The 17,695-nt window shown below is 69.6% G+C and carries 17 protein-coding genes; 6 read left to right on the top strand and 11 right to left on the bottom strand.

Annotated elements, in window-relative coordinates; translation table 11 throughout:
- Positions 1-15 precede the first annotated feature (15 nt).
- From ACFC14_RS17840 to ACFC14_RS17820, 5 genes are all read right to left on the bottom strand, one after another.
- Positions 16-705, bottom strand: coding sequence for a fumarylacetoacetate hydrolase family protein (locus ACFC14_RS17840; protein WP_376107622.1), 690 nt, complete (start codon positions 703-705; stop codon positions 16-18).
- Between the two features lie 41 nt (positions 706-746).
- On the bottom strand, positions 747-1,532 hold the full coding sequence (locus ACFC14_RS17835) for an SDR family NAD(P)-dependent oxidoreductase (RefSeq protein WP_376107619.1): 786 nt from the start codon (positions 1,530-1,532) through the stop codon (positions 747-749).
- Positions 1,529-2,947, bottom strand: coding sequence for an MFS transporter (locus ACFC14_RS17830; protein ID WP_376107616.1), 1,419 nt, complete (start codon positions 2,945-2,947; stop codon positions 1,529-1,531). The genes ACFC14_RS17835 and ACFC14_RS17830 overlap by 4 nt, the downstream gene beginning before the upstream one ends.
- 129 nt (positions 2,948-3,076) lie before the next feature.
- Complete coding sequence (locus ACFC14_RS17825) at positions 3,077-3,865, bottom strand: IclR family transcriptional regulator (protein ID WP_136041512.1); 789 nt, start codon at positions 3,863-3,865, stop codon at positions 3,077-3,079.
- 55 nt (positions 3,866-3,920) lie between these two features.
- Positions 3,921-4,979, bottom strand: coding sequence for a D-2-hydroxyacid dehydrogenase (locus tag ACFC14_RS17820; RefSeq protein WP_376107612.1), 1,059 nt, complete (start codon positions 4,977-4,979; stop codon positions 3,921-3,923).
- 99 nt (positions 4,980-5,078) lie between these two features.
- On the opposite strand from ACFC14_RS17820, the gene ACFC14_RS17815 reads away from it, so the two are divergent.
- Together ACFC14_RS17815 and gndA are read left to right on the top strand one after the other, a co-directional pair.
- Entirely contained in the window at positions 5,079-5,969 is an 891-nt protein-coding gene (locus tag ACFC14_RS17815) for an NAD(P)-dependent oxidoreductase (protein WP_376107609.1), read from the top strand.
- Positions 5,970-6,025: 56 nt separating this feature from the next.
- Positions 6,026-7,474, top strand: a complete 1,449-nt coding sequence (gndA, locus tag ACFC14_RS17810) for an NADP-dependent phosphogluconate dehydrogenase (protein ID WP_376107606.1) — start codon at positions 6,026-6,028, stop codon at positions 7,472-7,474.
- Positions 7,475-7,525: 51 nt separating this feature from the next.
- Here the strand turns inward: gndA and ACFC14_RS17805 are convergent, their stop codons facing one another.
- The 3 genes from ACFC14_RS17805 to ACFC14_RS17795 form a co-directional block, all read right to left on the bottom strand.
- Positions 7,526-8,776 (bottom strand): FAD-binding oxidoreductase, encoded by a 1,251-nt coding sequence (locus tag ACFC14_RS17805; RefSeq protein ID WP_376107603.1) that lies wholly within the window; start codon positions 8,774-8,776, stop codon positions 7,526-7,528.
- Between the two features lie 68 nt (positions 8,777-8,844).
- Positions 8,845-9,489 (bottom strand): bifunctional 4-hydroxy-2-oxoglutarate aldolase/2-dehydro-3-deoxy-phosphogluconate aldolase, encoded by a 645-nt coding sequence (locus ACFC14_RS17800; RefSeq protein ID WP_376107600.1) that lies wholly within the window; start codon positions 9,487-9,489, stop codon positions 8,845-8,847.
- Complete coding sequence (locus ACFC14_RS17795) at positions 9,486-10,403, bottom strand: SMP-30/gluconolactonase/LRE family protein (protein WP_376107597.1); 918 nt, start codon at positions 10,401-10,403, stop codon at positions 9,486-9,488. Before ACFC14_RS17795 ends, ACFC14_RS17800 begins: the two co-directional genes overlap by 4 nt.
- A 136-nt stretch (positions 10,404-10,539) precedes the next feature.
- Between ACFC14_RS17795 and ACFC14_RS17790 the strand changes: the two genes are divergently transcribed.
- Positions 10,540-11,433, top strand: a complete 894-nt coding sequence (locus ACFC14_RS17790) for a dihydrodipicolinate synthase family protein (protein WP_376107594.1) — start codon at positions 10,540-10,542, stop codon at positions 11,431-11,433.
- Entirely contained in the window at positions 11,430-12,149 is a 720-nt protein-coding gene (locus tag ACFC14_RS17785) for an SDR family NAD(P)-dependent oxidoreductase (RefSeq protein WP_376107591.1), read from the top strand. Before ACFC14_RS17790 ends, ACFC14_RS17785 begins: the two co-directional genes overlap by 4 nt.
- 74 nt (positions 12,150-12,223) lie before the next feature.
- Here the strand turns inward: ACFC14_RS17785 and ACFC14_RS17780 are convergent, their stop codons facing one another.
- The 3 genes from ACFC14_RS17780 to ACFC14_RS17770 are packed head-to-tail and all read right to left on the bottom strand — an operon-like array spanning position 12,224 to position 15,388.
- Entirely contained in the window at positions 12,224-13,540 is a 1,317-nt protein-coding gene (locus ACFC14_RS17780) for a hypothetical protein (RefSeq protein ID WP_376107588.1), read from the bottom strand.
- Between the two features lie 52 nt (positions 13,541-13,592).
- The gene (locus ACFC14_RS17775; RefSeq protein WP_376107940.1) at positions 13,593-14,450 is read right to left on the bottom strand and encodes a carbohydrate ABC transporter permease; all 858 of its coding nucleotides are present in this window, start codon (positions 14,448-14,450) and stop codon (positions 13,593-13,595) included.
- Complete coding sequence (locus ACFC14_RS17770) at positions 14,450-15,388, bottom strand: carbohydrate ABC transporter permease (RefSeq protein WP_136041503.1); 939 nt, start codon at positions 15,386-15,388, stop codon at positions 14,450-14,452. Before ACFC14_RS17770 ends, ACFC14_RS17775 begins: the two co-directional genes overlap by 1 nt.
- Positions 15,389-15,615: 227 nt before the next feature.
- Here ACFC14_RS17770 and ACFC14_RS17765 point away from each other — a divergent pair, with 227 nt between their 5' ends.
- Positions 15,616-16,419 (top strand): IclR family transcriptional regulator, encoded by an 804-nt coding sequence (locus ACFC14_RS17765; protein WP_136041502.1) that lies wholly within the window; start codon positions 15,616-15,618, stop codon positions 16,417-16,419.
- 83 nt (positions 16,420-16,502) lie between these two features.
- A complete protein-coding gene (locus tag ACFC14_RS17760; RefSeq protein ID WP_376107584.1) occupies positions 16,503-17,663 on the top strand; it encodes a mandelate racemase/muconate lactonizing enzyme family protein in 1,161 nt (386 codons plus the stop codon).
- Positions 17,664-17,695: the final 32 nt, after the last annotated feature.

Genomic DNA, 17,695 nt, shown 5'->3' with positions numbered 1-17,695 from the left:
AGGTCTCCTCCTCGGTCAGACGAACGCCGTGACCAGTTCGACTCCGGCCACCCGGATCGTCACGCGCTGGCCGGGTCGCACCGGCGCCTGCGAATGCGGAGCACCGGTCATCACCACGTCGCCGGGTCCCAGAACGGACCACGCGGCGACGTAGGCGAGGCATTCGCGGATCGCCATCGGCAGCTCCCTGCTCCCCGTCCGGGCGACGAGGAGCCCGTCGACCTCGACATCGAGGTCGACATCGTCGATCCCCACCTCGGTGTCGATCCACGGACCGAGGGGCGTGTACCCCTCCCCCGACTTGGACTCGAAGTTGCGCGGATCGACGCTCGCGCGGTCGGGGCTGGAGAGATCGTTCACTGCCGTGACGCCGAGAACGTACTCGTGCGCGTTCCGGGCCGTCAATCCGTGCGTCGTCCGGCCGATCACGACGGCGATCTCGCCCTCGGCCACCGGGGCGCCCGCATCGCGCCGCAGCACGACCTCCGCACCGCTTCCGATCACGGTGCGCGGACTCTTGAGCCATGCCTGCACCGGCGAGACGTGGCCCGGACCGTTCTGGGCGATGCCGACGATGACGAGCGGATCGACGGGAGCGACGACGGTTCCGGCAATGGCGTCACCCTCATCATCCGGGGCGCGGCCCTCCGCGAACGCGAGGAACGGGTCGGAGACCGGGATGAGCCCATCGGGCGTCTCACGCACCCAGCGGGGGCCTGCTGCGGACGCGACTCGACCGAGACGCATCAGACGACCGCCGTCATTCCGCCGTCGACGAAGAGCGTCTGGCCGTTGACGAAATCGCTCGCACCGCCGGCCAGGAAGAGCAGGGCGCCGACCAGGTCGCGGGTGTCTCCCCAGCGTCCGGCCGGAGTGCGTCCGCGGACCCATGACGAGAACTCCTCGTCCTCGACGAGTGGCTGCGTGAGGGCGGTCGCGAAGTAGCCGGGAGCGATGGCGTTGGCCTGGATGCCGTGCGGGGCGAGGTCGGCGCAGAGCCCCTTCGTGAACATCACGATCGCGCCCTTGGTCGCCGCGTACGCGGCGATCGACGGACGGGCGAGTTGCGACTGCACGCTGCCGATCTGGATGATCTTCCCCGAACCGCGGGCGATCATGCCGGCCGCGACGCGGCGAGACAGGTGGAACACGCTGGAGAGGTTGGTCTGCACGAGCGCATCCCAGTCCTCGTCCGCGAACTCCGCGATCGGCGCCCGCCGCTGGACTCCGGCGTTGTTCACGAGGATGTCGGGCGTGCCGACGATCTGCTCGACCTCGTGCATCCCCGCATCCACCGCCGCGGCGTCGGTGACGTCGAAGACGACGCTGTGGACCACGGCTCCGGTGGCCTGCGCGATCTCGCGCGCAGCCGCCGCCGCTTTCTCGGCGTCGCGCCCGTGCACCACCACGGTCGCACCCGCTCCGGCGAGTCCTTCCGCGAGCGTCCGGCCGATGCCCTGGCTCGATCCGGTCACGAGCGCCGCGCGGCCGCCGAGGTCGAAGAGGGCGAGGCCCGCAGGCAGCACGCTCACCGTCCCACGGCCTTGATCGACACCGTCGTGGCGAAGACGTCGTCGCCACCCTCTTCGCGGGATACCTTGATCGCGTCGTCGACGCGGGTGAGATCGCGGCGCAGCGTCTCGGGAGCGAGGAACGTCGATGCCGTCGTGATGAGGGCGAGCACCGCCATGTAGATCGCCAGGAGCACCCAGTTCCCGTCGCTCACCGCGATGAGGTACGCAACGAGCACACCGGCGAGACCACCGGCGAGCACGGCCGAGATCTCGCGGGCCATCGCCACACCCAGGTAGCGGTGACGGTTGCCGAAGAGCTCGGGGAGCATGGCGCACTGCGGTCCGAGCATGGAGTTCACGGCCACGCCGATGCCGATCGCGATCACGCCGATGGCCACGGCGTAGTTGCCGAGCGACAGCAGCCACCACGCGGGGAACGTGTAGACGAGCATGAAGACCGCTCCGAAGCGATAGACCGTGCGACGCCCGAAGCGGTCGGAGAGGTGTCCGGTGAACGGGACCGAGAAGACGCCGATCAGCGACCCGAGGGTGACACCCCAGGTGAGCAGGCTCTTGTCCGCGCTATCGCCGACCACGGTGACGAAGAAGGCGAGACCGAGGGTCTGGAACATGTAGGAGCCGCCGTTCTCGGCCATCCGCAGACCGATGCCGACGATGACGCCGGGGAGCCCGTGCGTGAAGATCTCCTTGATGGGGCGGTCGGCGATCTGCTCGTGCTTCTCGAGTTCGATGAAGGTCGGCGTCTCGCGCAACCGCATCCGGATGAACAGGGCGAGGAGGATCAGTGCGAACGAGGCGAGGAACGGCACGCGCCATCCCCAGCTCAACAGCTGGTCCTCGGGGAGCAGCGTGATCAGCCCGAACACGACCGCGGCGAGCAGGGTGCCGGCCTGGATGCCGACGAACGGCAGGGCCGAGAAGAACCCACGGCGCTTGACCGGCGCGTACTCGGCCATCAGCACTGTCGCGCCCGCCTGCTCGGCCCCCGCGCCGAAGCCCTGCAGGAGGCGCATCAGCACCAGCAGGATGGGGGCCCAGAGCCCGATCGCCTCGTAGGTGGGCAGCAGACCGATCGCGGTCGACGCCCCGCCCATCAGGACGATCGTGGCGACCAGGACCCACTTGCGCCCGAGCTTGTCGCCCAGGACACCGAAGAACAGGCCGCCGAACGGCCGTGCGAGGAAGCCGACGCCGAAGGTCGCGAACGCAGCGACCGTGGCCATCGCGGGGTCGTCCTGCGGGAAGAACAGGACGTTGAAGATCAACGCCGTCGAGAGCCCGTAGAGCGCGAAGTCGAAGTATTCGAGCGCGCTGCCGATGCTGGACGCGAGCGTCGCGCGGCGCAGATTCGCCGCGTACTCCGGGTCATCGGACACTGCTCGTGCTGAGGTGCGGTGGTCGTTCACTGCCATCTCCTTCGATCGGCTTCGCCAGCGGCGTGAGCACGACTGTACCAGCCTGTTGGATTGCGTTCAACCCTTTGGACCGTTCTTCGACGCGCCGAACACCAACCGCGCCGAGGCGCGGCAGTGCGAGAGCGGTCAGCGGCGTACGGCGGTACTGAAGGGGTTCGTCAACGCCGCGGCGGCCGCACGCAGGGCCTCGCCCACGCGCTCGATGCGTTCGTAGTCCGCCTCGGCGGCACGGATGGCGACGCCGAGTGCGAGCGGTGGATCGGTCGGCGCCCAGCCCTCGAGCGGCACGGCGACGCCGACGATGCCGCGGAAGGATTCCTCCGCATCCAGCGCCCAGCCGCGCCGACGGGCGGTGGCCAGCACATCGAGCAGACCGGTCATGGTGGTCGCGCTCCGGTCCGTGAGCGCGGGGAAGACCGCGTCCTCCCCCAGGAGCTCGACCACTTCGGCATCGCTCATCGCCGCGAGCAGCGCGCGCCCGGTGGCCGAGAGCGGAGCGGGGAGTCGCGAGCCCAGCGGGGTCCCCAGCCGCAGCGACCGAGACCCTTCGTGCCGGGCGAGATACAGCGCATCCGTGCCGTCGAGCATGGCGACCTGCACGAGCTCGGACGCCAGCTGCGGCGAGGCCTCGCACACGCTGTAGAACTCGCGCACCTGGTTGAACTGCGCGGCGAACGCACCCCCGAGCTCGGCGGTGCGCACTCCCAGGCGGTAGCCCTGCGGCGTTCGGTCGACCATGCCCCCGGCCTCGAGCGCGAGACACAGATTCGCGGTCGACGACTTCGCCAGCCCGAGTTCGCCGGCGAGTTCGGTCAGGGTTCGGGGACCACCCGCGTCGGCGAGGAGGCCGAGCAGGCGGATGCTGCGGGTGACGGCAGGCGCGGGATCGCGTCCCTCACGGGTGTCGTCATCCATGGCTGCGCCTTCCGCCGTCAGTGGGGCCGCAGGTGCGCGAACACCCGCGTGCCGATCAGTAGAACTCGACCGTATCGACCACGGCGGTCAGCGGCTCGCCATCGAGCAGGCGCGCCGCATTCTCTGCGAAGCGACGCGCGATCCGCTCCTCCTCCTTCGAGCTGAGCGCGGCCGTATGCGGGCTCACGAGCACGTTCGGATGCGTCCACAGGGGCGACGCGTCATCGAGCGGCTCACGCTCGAAGACATCGAGGGCGGCGAACGCGACACGTCCGTCGTCGAGGGACGCGAGCAGGGCGGCTTCGTCGATCACCGTGCCGCGGCCGACGTTGGCGACGATCGCGCCCGGCTTCACCGCGTCGAGGATGTCGGCATCGATCAGATGGTGGGTCTGCGCCGTCCCCGGCAGCGTCACGACGATCGCATCGACGTGGGACACCGCGTCGCGCAGCTCGTCGAGGCGCACCAGGCGATCGACGCCGGCGACCGGCTCCCCCGACCGGGTCGTGCCCCAGACTCGTGCACCGAGCGCGTGGAAGCGCCGCGCGCACTCCGAACCGATGCCGCCGAGACCGACGATCAGCACGGTCATCTCGTCGAGCTGACGCATCTCCCAGCGGTCGGGCCACGTGCGGGTGCTCTGATCGGCGAGGAGCCGAGGGAGGTTCTTCGCTCCCGCCATCACCCCGAAGACCGCGAACTCGGCCAGCGGCCCCCCGTGCACGCCGGCGCTGGTGGTGAAGACGATCCGGTCGAGGTCGGCGCGCTCCAGCCCTGCGGCCTTGATCGCGGCCCCGCCGCCCGCGGCCGTCGTCATGACCCAGCGCAGGCGGGGGTTCGCGGCCACCGAGCGGGCGAGCGCCGCGGCATCCACATCGGGGATCCCGAAGAGCACGTCGGCGGAGTCGACCAGTTCGTCGAAGGCCTGCTGCTCGCTCGCCGTGCGCGTGAAGTCCGGATCGCCGGACCAATCGGCGGGGCCCCGCATCGGCGGGAGGAGCGAGTGATCGCGGACCACCTCGATGCGAGGCTCGAGCTCTTCGATGAGCCGGCACAGGTCTTCCCGCAGCGGCACCGTCACGACGGCGCGCAGCTTCTTCTCGGTCCCCGTCATGGTGATCCCTTCCTCGGGAAGTCGTGGATCCCCCACTTTAGCTCAGATCCATCCCGTTGGACACTGTTCTATCCATTGGATTGTTGCTACCGTGTGCGCATGGACATCTCATCCGTCACCGTCGGGGCCGTCGGTCTCGGCGCCATGGGCCACCCGATGGCCGACCGCCTGCTCGCCGCCCACGGCCGACTCGTCATCCATGCCCGTCGCCCGCAACCGGAGCTGCTGGCGGCCGGAGCCTCCTGGGCGGAGACGCCACGCGAACTCGCCTCCAGAGTAGATGTCCTCCTGATGATGCTTCCGGACCTACCCCCGTTCGAGGCGATGCTCGACGGGCCGGACGGACTTCTCGCGGATGCCGGCGAACTGCTCATCATGATCGGCTCCACCTCGTCGGCACCGGCCGTGCGAGAACTCGCGGAGCGCATGGGCGTGCAGACCGACGGCCGGGTGCGGGTCGTGGACTGCCCCGTCTCGGGCGGGGAAGACGGCGCGATCGCCGGGACCCTCTCGATCATGCTCGGCGGCGACCCGAAGGATGCCGCCCTCGCCGCCCAGGTGCTCGCGCCGTGCGGCACGCCCGTCCTGCTCGGGCCGCTCGGCGCCGGCGAGGTCGCCAAGGCCTGCAACCAGCTCGTCGTCTCGGCCACCATCCTCGCGCTCGGGGAGGCGACGGTGCTCGCCGACCGCTCCGGACTCGACCTCGAGGCACTCTGGTCGCTGCTCTCCGGCGGCTACGCCGGCTCGCGACTGCTCGACAGCCGTCGCGAGAAGCTCGTCACCGGCGACGACTCCCCCAGCGGCGTCGCGCAGTACATGGTGAAAGACCTCGGCTTCGCCGCCGACATCGCCGAGGCCACCGGCACCTTCCCCGTGCTCCTGCCCACCCTGCGCGCCGCGTTCGACGAGCTGGTGGCCGCGGGTCTCGGAGACCGAGACATCGCCGTGTCCCGACGCTTCATCGCGTCGCGTGACACAGGCGAGCACTGACCTCCCGGACAGCGATACGCTGAAACCACCCCTTCTTCACCCTCGAGGAGCCTTCTGTGCCCGAAGCATCAGCGAATATCGGAGTCGTCGGACTCGCCGTCATGGGATCGAACCTCGCCCGCAACCTCGCCAGTCGCGAGGGGAACACCGTGGCGATCTTCAACCGCAGCTACGAGAAGACCCAGACGCTCCTCGACGAGCACCCCGAGGCCGGCTTCGTCCCGGCCCGCACCTACCAGGAGTTCGCCGACTCGCTGCAGAAGCCGCGCACCGCGATCATCATGGTCAAGGCCGGTGGCCCCACGGATGCCGTGATCGACTCGCTGGTCGAGGTCTTCGAGCCGGGCGACATCATCGTCGACGGCGGCAACGCCTACTTCCCCGACACGATCCGCCGCGAGAAGGCCGTCCGCGAGACCGGCATCAACTTCGTCGGCGCCGGCATCTCGGGCGGCGAAGAGGGCGCCCTGCTCGGCCCGTCGATCATGCCCGGCGGCTCGGACGAGTCCTGGGTCACGCTCGGACCGATCCTCAAGTCGATCGCCGCGGTCGCCGAGGGCGAGCCGTGCGTCACGCACGTCGGCCACGACGGTGCCGGACACTTCGTGAAGATGGTGCACAACGGCATCGAGTACGCCGACATGCAGTTGATCGCCGAAGCATACGATCTGATCCGTCGCGGCACGGGCAAGACCCCCGCGGAGATCGCCGAGATCTTCGCCGAGTGGAACCGCGGCGAGCTGGAGTCGTACCTGATCGAGATCACCGCCGAGGTGCTCCGCCAGGTGGATGCCGAGACCGGCAAGCCGCTCGTCGACGTGATCCTCGACCAGGCCGGCGCCAAGGGCACCGGCGCGTGGACCGTGCAGACCGCGCTGTCGCTCGGCGTCCCCGTCTCGGGCATCGCCGAAGCGACCTTCGCCCGCTCCCTCTCCTCGCACCCCGAGCAGCGCGCGGTCTCCCGCGATCTGCCGGGTCCGGAGGAGGAGTTCTCGGTCGAAGACACCGACGCGTTCATCGAAGACGTCCGCCTGGCGCTCTACGCCTCCAAGATCGTCGCGTACTCGCAGGGCTTCGACGAGATCCGCGCCGGCGCCGCCGAGTACGGCTGGAACATCGACCTCGGCGCGATCAGCAAGATCTGGCGCGGCGGCTGCATCATCCGCGCCCAGTTCCTCAACCGAATCGCCGACGCCTACGCCGAGACTCCGGAGCTGCCGGTCCTGCTCACCGCCCCGTACTTCACCGAGGCGATCACCCGTGCGCAGGCAGCCTGGCGCCGAGTCGTCATCGCGGCCGCTGAAGCGGGTATCCCCGCCCCGGCGTTCTCGTCGTCGCTGTCGTACTACGACGGCATCCGCGCCGACCGCCTCCCCGCCGCCCTCGTGCAGGGACAGCGCGACTTCTTCGGCGCACACACCTACAAGCGCATCGACAAGGAAGGCACCTTCCACACGCTGTGGTCGGGCGACCGCACCGAGATCGAGGCGGAAGACACGCACTGACCTCTCGTCATCGAAAGCCCGGGAACCTCGTGGTTCCCGGGCTTTCGTGCATCACACGAGGATGTTGTGGTTGCGTCGGAACACGTTCTGCGGGTCCCAGTCCGCCTTGACCGCCCGCAGCCGGGTGAGTGCCTCGGCCGAGAACATCCCCGGCAAGGCTTCGGGCCGCTCGGTGTCGGCGAAGTTGCCGTACTCGGCCAGCCGTCCGGCCCGGATGCCCTCCCCGTCGGCCTCGATCGCCGCACGGGTCTGCTCATCGAGCATCCCCGGGATGTCGAACGCCCCGGCCATCACGAACCAGTTCGCGGTGCGGGCAGGGAAGGCCGTTTCCTCCTGGGCGACATCGTGGAACGCACCGCCCAGCGAGCGGAGGAACACCACGGACGCCGGATACGCGCGCCGGAAGGCGACGAGCCGCTCGATCAGCGCATCATCGAGATCGGCGTAGAGCCCGTTGCCGCCGAGGAAGCCGGGAGGGGTGGGAGCCTCCTCCCCTTCGGGCTGGGGCATCTCCATCAGCACCTCGCGATACGGCGGTGTCGTCACGTCCGTCTGCACGCCGGGGAGCACGGAGATCGGCTCCAGCACGGCGCGCAGCCGATCGGGCTCCGGTGCCGCCCACACCGCGCTCAGCCGCGCTCCCGCCGGGGCGCTCGGGTCCATCGCCGGCACGTCCATGTACGTGACCGTGAGCTCGCGGGGAGCGTCACGGAGCAGATCACGCGCGGCACGAAGCACGGCGGCCGCATCGCCATCGATCACGCTCTCGGCGAAGGCGATACCGGGCAGCGGGTGCGCCTCGAAGTCGAAGCGCGTGACCACGCCGAAGTTGCCGCCGCCGCCGCGCAGCGCCCAGAAGAGTTCGGGGTTCGTCTCGGATGACGCTTCGACCACATCACCGGAGGCGGTGACGACCTGTGCGCCGATCAGCTGATCGACGGCGAGACCCCAGGCCCGCACCATCCAGCCGATTCCGCCGCCGAGCGTGAGCCCGCCGACACCGACCGAGGCGGTGTCGCCCGAGCTGAGCGCGAGACCGTGCGCGGCGAGCGCCGAAGCGACATCACCCCAGACGGCGCCGCCGCCGATGCGCACGGTGGTGCCATCCACCTCGATGCCGGACAGACCGCCGAGCTCGAGCCGGATCCCCTCGGCAGGGGCATGCGACCACGGCCCGTGCCCTCCGGCGACCAGGGTCAAGGGGACGGCCTCGCGGGAGGCGAGTCTGACGACGTCGGCGACCTCATCGACGGTGGAGGGGCGGTGGACGGAGGGAACGGAAGCAGCAGCGCTATCAGCCATGGCGACATGGTAGCCACGGCCGCCGACATCGCGCACCGGGTTCTCTGCGGCGCCGGGGCGGACCTCGATCAGGCGGGGCTGGCGGCCTGCACGAACGACCGTGCGCGAACCGCGAGCGCCTCGAGATCTCCCCCGGGGGTCGCCGCGTCGCCGACGAGCGGTCCCCCGACCCCGATCCCGAACGCCCCGGCCGCGAGGTACTCGCCCACGGTGTCGACGCTCACCCCGCCCACGGGGATGATCCGCGCGTCGGGGAACGGATCGCGCACGGCACGGATGAAGCCGGGCCCGAGCGCCGAGGCGGGGAACAGCTTGACCGCGGCGCTGCCGAGATCGTGACCTCTCTGGATCTCGGTCGGCGTGTACACCCCCGGGAGCACACCGATGCCCTGCGCGACCGCGTATCCGACCGAGGCGCTGAGGGTGGGCGTCACCATGAACTGCGCCCCGGCCGCTGCCGCCCGCTCGACGTCGTCCTCGCTGAGCACGGTCCCGGCGCCGATCAGCGCCGACTCCGGAGCATCCTTCACGACCTGGGCGATCGCCTCTTCGGCATCCGGCAGGGTGAGGGCGATCTCCAGCGTCAGCACACCGGCGTCGATCAGCGTGCGCGCCGCGGCCACCGTCGCATCGACATCCGTGCCGCGGAGGATCGCGACGAGCCGGGTGGCGCGCAGCCGCTCTTCGAGCTGGGCGTTGTCCACGGTGCTCACAGGGCGGCCTCCGCGGTCGGTACGGCCCCGCGCACGATGGGGGCCTCACCTCCCCAGGGCCACGCCGGAGTCCCGCCGACGTCGACCTGGACGCCGAGCAGCGCGCCGTCTGCCTCTCCGGGTTCTGCCAGTCCGATACTCGCCGTCGTGATCACGAGCAGCGTGCCGACGAGGGCGACCGCGGTCGGGCGCTTCGCGGGAAGCGAGATCGTCTCGAGGAGTGCGCCGTCGGGCGAGTAGCGACGCACTTCGGCGGCGTCCCAGACCGCGACCCAGAGCATGCCGTCGAGGTCGATCGTCATGCCGTCGGGGTTGCCGCCGTCGACCCGGCACACCGTGCGGCGGTTCGAGAGTGCGCCGTCGGCGGCCACATCGAAGGCTTCGATGCTGCGGTGCGGAAGGGTGTCGATGTAGTACAGCGTGGAGCCCGTGCGATCGAAGGCGAGACCGTTCGACACGGTGACCCCGCCGAGCCGTGCGACCGGGATGCCCTCGGCGCCGATGCTCCACAGCGTGCAGTGCGGATCGCGGGGCATCGACTGGCTGCCCACCCAGAAGCGCCCTGCGGGGTCGCCGCCGCCGTCGTTCATGTAGTCTCCCGCGGCGGCGATGTCGTCGGTGAGGGGAGTCACGACCGCGTCGTCGTCGACGTGCACCACGCGGCGATCGACGCCGACCAGCCATCCGGCTCCCGGCTGGGCGAGCGGGATGGGGGCGCCGATCTGCGCTCCGACGACGACCGCGGTCTCGGGGATCACTCTCCCCTGCTCGATCCGACCGCGATGCAGTGACCCCGTGGCCATGTCGATCCAGGCGAGGCTGCCGTCGCGCCCGTCCCAGCGCGGAGACTCGGCCTGCACGTAGCGGGCATCGGAGAGGATCTCCACGGTTCGGGAGGGCGGGGTGTGCGACATCCGGATCATCCTTCGCTGGTAGCTCGTAACCGTTATGTGGCAGACTATCTCACAATATGCATAACACTTGCGAGAAATGTGGATACACGATGATGAAGCGGGGAAACAGCTGATGGCTCCGACACTCCACGGCTTGATGCCCATTCTGGCGACTCCGTTCGACGAGACGGGCGCCCTCGACCGCGCGAGCCTGCGCCGACTGGTCGAGTTCCAGCTCGCGTCCGGCGTCGACGGCGTCGCCGTGTTCGGGATGGCGAGCGAGGGCTTCGCCCTCACGACCGACGAGCGACGCACGATCCTGGACGACGTCGTCCGGGTCGTGGACGGCCGCATCCCCGTGATCGCCGGCGTCAACGGCACCTCCACCGCGACGTCCATCGAGCAGTCCCTCCTCGCCGAGGACGGCGGAGCGGATGCCCTCATGGTGCTCCCGCCGTTCATGGTGAAGCCGCCCGCCGGCACGCTCGTGGACTTCTACGGCGGCGTCGCCGCCGCGACCTCGCTCTCCGTCATGGTGCAGGATGCGCCCGGCGTCACCGGCGTCGCGATGGCGCCGAGCCTGATCGCCGAGATCGCCCACCTCGACGGCGTCGACTCCGTCAAGGTCGAGGCGCCGCCGACAGCACCCAAGGTCGGCGCCGTGGTCGCCGCGATCGAGGATCCCGACTTCGCGGTGCTCGGCGGTCAGAACGCGCAGTTCTGCCTCGAGGAGTACGCCAGGGGCGCCGTCGGCACGATGCCGGCCTGCGAGTTCCCCGATCTGCTCGGCCCCGTGCTCGCACTGTTCCTCGAGGGGCGCGTCGAGGAGGCCCGCGCCGAGTTCCGTCGTATGCTCCCTCTCGTGCTCATCGGTCTGCAGGGAGGCATCGCCTGGGCGGTGCACAAGGAGGTTCTCGTCGCACGCGGGGTGATCGATCACGCGACGGTGCGCTACCCGGCATCCCGCCTGGACGCGGGCAGCCGCGCCTCGGTCAAGCTCGTGATCGACGAGCTGGCGCTTCCGCCGATTCCCGCCACGGTGCGCGTGTGACACGCCGCGGCGTGCTGCTGATCGGCGGCAGCTCCGACATCGGGCTCGCGATCGCCCGCGCCTTCGTCGACGGCGGAGACGCCGTCGTCGGCGTGGGACTCGAGGACTCCGCAGACCCGGTCTTCGAGCGCTACCTGGTCGCGGACTGCAGCGCGCCCGAAGCCGCCGATCGCGCCGTCGCCGATGCCGAGCAGGCTCTCGGACGGCTCGATGTCGTGGTGCTCGCCGCCGGCCGCATGCCGATCGCGCGCGCTGAGGCCACGAGCGACGACGACTGGCGCGGAGCACTGGGCGCGACACTGGACTCGGCGTTCTTCGTGGCTCGCGCGGCACTCCCCCGCCTCACCCGCGGGTCGTCGATCGTGGCGGTCACCTCGGTGAACTCGTCGCTCGCAGCCCCCGCCCTGCCCGCCTACGCGGCCGCCAAGGCGGGCGTGGACGGCCTCGTGCGGCAGCTCGCGCTCGACTACGGCCCCCAGGGCATCCGGGTCAACGCCGTGCAGCCCGGGAGCATCTCGGCCGCCGACACGGGCGAGAGCGAGGGCTACCCCCTCGGACGCATCGGGCGACCGGAGGAGGTCGCCTCGGTGGTCGCCTTCCTCGCCTCCGACGCCGCCTCGTTCGTCACGGGAACATCCATCGCGGTCGACGGCGGTCTCTCGGTCTCGTCCCCCGCGGCCTGGCTGAAGCCGGTCCTGCGGGAGCGCTGGCTCTGAGCCCCGTCCCCCGTCGCCACACGATGAAGGCCGCGTCCCCCTTTCGGGACGCGGCCTTCTTCGTGTGAGGGGGCTCAGGCGTTGGAGTCGAGCAGCCCCTGGACTTCCTTCTTCAGCGCGTTCAGGCCCGCCTGGGCCTCGACCTGACCGGCGAGGATCGTCGCGACCCCGGCACCGATCGCGGCATCGATCTGCGCCGTCACCGCGACGCGGTCCCACGCGGCACCGCGAGCGTGCTCGGAGACCTCCGTGCGGAACGCGCCCTGGAACTTGTCGGCCGCGAGCGCCGGGATCTTGTCGGCGACGCTCTTGGCGGCCGGAGCCACGGCGGAGTTCTCGTAGAGCGCGGTGGCCGCCTCGACGTTGGTGGCCGCGTACAGGATGAAGTCGCGGCTGGTGAGCTCGCCTTCCCCTGCGGTGGCGAACACGCCGCTGCCCCAGGCCCGGTTGAAGGAGTCCTTGCCCCCGGCCGTCGGACGCGAGATCGCCCCGATGTTGTCGATGATGTTCTGCGCGGCACCGTTCGTCTTGACGAAGGTCGAGGCGAGCGGGGCGTCGTCGTAGAGAGCAGCCCGGCCGCTGGCGAACAGGATGCGGGCATCGCTGCGGGCGACGTTCGTCTGCGTCAGCCCCTGATCCTGCAGCGACTTGTACCAGGTGACGGCCTCGACGCTCTCGGCGTCGCCCAGCGTGCATTTGAGGTCGTCGGTGACGACATCGCTGCCGAAGCCCCACATCCACGGGACCGAGTCCTTCAGGTCGGGGTTCTTGGTGACCGCGGCGTACGGGATCAGCGACTTGTCCTGCTTCTTGATCTTCTCGAGCGCGGTCGCGAACTGCTCCACCGTCATGCCGGACTTGATGCCGACGCTCTTCGCGATCTCGCCGTTGGTGATGATGCCGATGCCGGCGGCCGTCAGCGGCAGCACGAGCAGCTTGCCGTCCATCGTGTACGAGTCCAGCACGCCCTGCGGGATGCCGAGACCCTTCGCGAGGTCGCTGAGGTCGGCAAGGATGTTCATCGGGGTGAGCACCTGCCATCCGCCCGACTGACCGACACCCATGAGGTTGCCGGAGCGTCCGGTGAGGGCGAGCTGCGTCGCGGCCTGGTCGTACGGGTAGATGACCGGGGCGACCTTGACGCCCTCCTTCTTCGAGAACCCGTCGAGGATCCCCTGCCACGCGGACTTCAGCGCCTCCTCGCCGAGCGAGTTGCCGTAGAAGTTGATGGTCGCAGCTTCGGTCGCGCCGCCCGCCGAGGCACCTCCGGCGCCGGCACCGGGTGCGGCGGGCGTCGCGCACCCGGCGAGCGCGAGTGCACCGAATGCGGCGAGCACGGTGCCGCCTCCGAGGAAGGCTCGGCGGCTCAGCTGTGAGTTCGAGATGGTCATGGAGACTGCTCCTTCGAGGTGATGGGGGTAGAGCATTTCGGGAGACGCATGGCTACCCCTTGACGGCACCGGCGGCGAGGCCGGAGACGAAGTAGCGCTGCAGGAGGACGAAGATGATGACGAGCGGAAGCGACGTGATGAGGGACGCTGCCATGAGCGCCGGCCAGTCGGCGGTGCCCTCGCGGATGAACGCCTGCGTCAGACCCGCCGGCAGGGTCTGCTTGTCGGGTCCGGCGAGGGTGAGGGCGAAGAGCAGGTCGCTCCAGCCGCGCATGAAGGCGAACATGCCCGCGGTGATGAGCCCGGGGACCACGAGCGGGAACACGATGCGGAACATCGTCCCGGTGCGCGAGAGACCGTCGACCTTGGCCGCCTCGAGGATGTCGTCGGGGAGGGCGTCGATGATGCCCTTGAGCAGGAACACCGCGAGCGGCAGCGTGAACGTCGTGAACGAGATGATCAGCGCCGTGTAGGTGTACAGCAGTCCGGCCGAGCTCAGCATCAGGTACAGCGAGATGAGCAGCAGCGCGCCCGGGATGAGCTGACCGATGAGGAACATGAACATGACCGCATTGCGGCCGCGGTAGCGGAACTTCGACAGCGAGTACGCCATCAGACCGCCGACGAGGACCGCGAGCAGGGCGGTGCCGGTGGAGACGATGATGCTGTTCAGGAGGTTCTTCAGCAAGAGGTCGTTCTGGAAGAAGCCGACGAAGTTCTCGATCGTCGGATTGACCGGGAAGAACGGACGATCCGCAGAGAAGACGTCTTCCTTCCTCGTGAACGCGGTCGCCGTGAGCCAGTAGACCGGCAGCAGGCCGAACAGGGCCAGCAGCAGGAGCAGGACGCGTCCCGGGATGGACAGGTGGGGGCGGATGATCGACTCCCCCACATCACGACTACGGCGCATCACTTCTCCAGCCGACGGTTGAGGAACAGGTATCCGCTCGTGATGATCGCGAGCAGGACGAGCCAGAGGGCGCCCATCGCGGAGGCCTTGCCGAGCTCGTAGCTGCCGAACGCGAGATCGTAGAGGCTGACCGCGAGCGTCGTGGTCGAGTTGCCGGGTCCGCCGCCGGTCATCACGAAGATGGTGTCGAAGTTGCCGAAGTTGTAGATGAACTCGAGCACGGCGACAAGGGTGACGGGGCCCGCGATGTGCGGCAGCGAGATGTGCCGGAACCGTTGGGCGCGCGTGGCGCCGTCGATCGTGGCGGCCTCGATCTGCTCGCTCGGCAGCGTCTGGAGGACGGCGAGGGCGACGACCATGATCCACGGGAACGAGTGCCAGGTCTTGGCTATGACCACGGCGGCCATGGCGCCGGTCGGAGTGCCGAGCATGCTGATCTCGGGCAGTCCGAAAGTTGCGAGGACGTGGTTGACGACGCCGTAGCTGTCGTTGAAGATCCACGCCCAGAGGAACGAGACGACGACACCGGGCAGCAGCCACGGCAGCATGAGGGCACCGCGGAGGATGTTCCGTCCGCGCATGCGGGCGTTCAACAGCAGCGCGAGGGCGACGCCGAGGATGAGCGGGAACACCGTCGCGAGTGAGGCGAACACGAGGGTGGTGCCGAGACGGGCGAAGAACTCGTCCCAGACCGCCGCATAGTTGTCGAGGCCCACGAACGTGCGCTCGGGGCGCAGGAGCGATTGGTCGAACAGACTCGTGAAGATGCTCGACACGAGGGGGAAGATCGCGATCACGAGGAACAGGAGGACCGCGGGAAGTGCGATCATGAAACCGAAGGTGCGATCCTTCGCGCCCAGCGTGGAGCGTCGCCCGGAGCGGGGCTCGACAGCCTTCTGCTCGCTCTCCGCGGGCCGCTCGAGTATGGCTTGTTGCATTGCAGTCACTTTCCAGTAGAGACGACCCCGGAGGGCCCTGCGCGTCGTCGTCACAGTCGTCAACGTCGACGTGCGGCCAGTTAACCACAATGCGGATGCGAAATCCACAAAATGCATAAGACACCCACATTTGTGTTGCTCTAAGCCATTTCGCTGAATAGGATGACTGGCAGCGGCGACGAGCCGCAGCGTCGCAGATGCGGCCACATCACCAAGGAGGAGTCACCATGGCGTCGGAATCGGTAGGCGGCACGCAGACCGTCGAACGGGCGATGTCGTTGCTCGCGTGCTTCACGGAGGAATCCGGGGAGCTGAGGGTCTCCGAGCTCTGCACGCTGACCGGCCTCGGCCAGTCCACGGTCTCGCGCATGATGTCGGCACTCGATCGCATGAAGTTCGTGGTGCAGGATGCCCGCACGGGCCTGTACCGCCTCGGCCCCGCGGCGGTGTCCCTCGGCACGGTCGCCATCAACGGCTCTCCCATCTTCCGCGCCTCGCGACAGATCGCGCAGAACCTCGCACGGCGGATCGAGATCGGCGTGAACGTGGCCGAGCTCAGCGGCTTCACTTTCACCTACCTCTGCAACTTCGAAGGCGCCCTGGCACCGAAGTCGTTCGCCATGGCAGGTCGCACCGGGCCGCTGCACGCCACCGGCATCGGCAAGGCCCTGCTGTCGGGCATGTCCGACGCGCAGGTCGACGAGTACTTCGCGCAGACGCCGCAGCGCTTCACGCCGCACACGATCGTGGACCGCGCCGCCATGCAGACCGCTCTCGACGAGACGCGCAGCCGTGGCTACGCGACCGAGATCGAGGAGCTGGCGTTCGGCCGTGCCTGCATCGCCGCGCCGATCCGCAACCGGGCCGGTGAGATCGTCGCGGGCATCTCGGCCAGCGGCCCCCTCTCCGTGCTCGACCTGCACGCACCGCATCAGGAACTCGCCCTGCAGCTCATCGAAGCAGCCGACGAGATCTCGGTGGCCCTCGGGTACAGCCCCTCCCGGACCGCATCGGCGTTCGCGGCACTCTGATCTCGGCCGCGATGCGGCTTACCCACCTCTGACGACGGCACCTGCCGCCGGCCGTTCGACCACCCCGTCTATTGGAGACCCCTGTGAAGATCACGCGCGTCCAGACCTTCCCCCTCTACTTGTCGAAGGAGGATGCCAACAACTCGTATGCCGGTGACACCGCGGTCGACCACCGCGGCTACGTGATCCGCCCGCCGTGGCGGAGCCTGTACTCCCCCGGCTACGAGACGCTGCTCGTGAAGATCGAGACCGACGAGGGTCTGGTCGGCTGGGGCGAGGCCCTCGCGCCCGTCGCCCCGGTCGTGGCCGCGGCGATCGTCGACAACCTGCTCACCCCGCTGATCCTCGGCGAGGACCCGCGCTCGGTGCGGACGCTCTGGCACCGCATGACGGAGTCGATGCGCGAGCGCGGGCACCTCACCGGACACCAGGCCGACGCCATGGCCGCGGTCGACATCGCGCTCTGGGACCTCTGGGGCCACGCCACCGGCCTCTCGGTGTCCGAGCTCGCCGGCGGACGCTTCCACGAGGTGCTGCCGACCTACGTCTCCGGCATCCGCGGCGTCGACGACGTCGAGCGCGCCGAGAAGGCCGCAGAGCTCGTAGAGGGCGGCGTCCGTCGCATCAAACTGCATCTCGGCGTCGACATCCGCACCGACCTGGCGACGTACGACGCGGTCCGCGGCGTGCACCCCGACCTCGACGTCGCGCTCGACGCGCACTGGACGTACCGACTCGGCGAGGCACGTGCGCTCGGTCGCGAACTGGACGACCGGCGGGCCTGGTTCTTCGAGGCGCCGCTCGCGCCGGAGGACGTCGAGGGGCACCGCGACCTCGCGACCGCCCTCGCCACCCCGATCGCGATCGGGGAGGCCATGCGCAGCCGCTTCGAGTTCACCGACTGGCTCACCCGCCGCGCCGTGGGCCTCACGCAGCCCGACATCGGCCGCACCGGCATCACCGAGGGTCTCGCGATCGCGGCGGTCTCGGATGCCTTCCACGTGCCCGTCGCCCCGCACCACTCGGCCGCGTTCGGCATCGCGATGGCCGCCGGCGTGCATGTCGCCGCGAGCGCCGCGTCGCTCCTCGCGTTCGAGTACCAGCCCTTCACCCTCCCCGTCGCCAACCGTCTGCTGACGACCCCGCTCGAGGTCCGTGCGGACGGCGGGTTCGTGGTGCCGACCGGCCCCGGGCTCGGTGTGACCGTCGACGAAGACGCCATCCAGGAGTACGTGCGGCACTGACCCGCATCGCCATCCGACGAAGAACGGGTGGG

It is taken from the genome of Microbacterium sp. NPDC055988 (genome assembly GCF_042269505.1).
Taxonomy (GTDB): domain Bacteria; phylum Actinomycetota; class Actinomycetes; order Actinomycetales; family Microbacteriaceae; genus Microbacterium.
The sequence above is the reverse complement of the archived record's forward strand: the minus strand, read 5'-3'. Positions and strand labels throughout refer to the sequence as shown.

Bases quoted from the DNA above. Each gene is read 5' to 3' on its own strand.
- ACFC14_RS17795 (WP_376107597.1), bottom strand. From the start codon at position 10,403: ATGTCGCACACCCCGCCCTCCCGAACCGTGGAGATCCTCTCCGATGCC.
- ACFC14_RS17815 (WP_376107609.1), top strand. From the start codon at position 5,079: ATGGACATCTCATCCGTCACCGTCGGGGCCGTCGGTCTCGGCGCCATG.
- ACFC14_RS17780 (WP_376107588.1), bottom strand. From the start codon at position 13,540: ATGACCATCTCGAACTCACAGCTGAGCCGCCGAGCCTTCCTCGGAGGC.
- ACFC14_RS17830 (WP_376107616.1), bottom strand. From the start codon at position 2,947: ATGGCAGTGAACGACCACCGCACCTCAGCACGAGCAGTGTCCGATGAC.
- ACFC14_RS17820 (WP_376107612.1), bottom strand. From the start codon at position 4,979: ATGACGGGGACCGAGAAGAAGCTGCGCGCCGTCGTGACGGTGCCGCTG.
- ACFC14_RS17790 (WP_376107594.1), top strand. From the start codon at position 10,540: ATGCCCATTCTGGCGACTCCGTTCGACGAGACGGGCGCCCTCGACCGC.
- ACFC14_RS17770 (WP_136041503.1), bottom strand. From the start codon at position 15,388: ATGCAACAAGCCATACTCGAGCGGCCCGCGGAGAGCGAGCAGAAGGCT.
- ACFC14_RS17805 (WP_376107603.1), bottom strand. From the start codon at position 8,776: ATGGCTGATAGCGCTGCTGCTTCCGTTCCCTCCGTCCACCGCCCCTCC.
- ACFC14_RS17825 (WP_136041512.1), bottom strand. From the start codon at position 3,865: ATGGATGACGACACCCGTGAGGGACGCGATCCCGCGCCTGCCGTCACC.
- ACFC14_RS17765 (WP_136041502.1), top strand. From the start codon at position 15,616: ATGGCGTCGGAATCGGTAGGCGGCACGCAGACCGTCGAACGGGCGATG.
- ACFC14_RS17775 (WP_376107940.1), bottom strand. From the start codon at position 14,450: ATGCGCCGTAGTCGTGATGTGGGGGAGTCGATCATCCGCCCCCACCTG.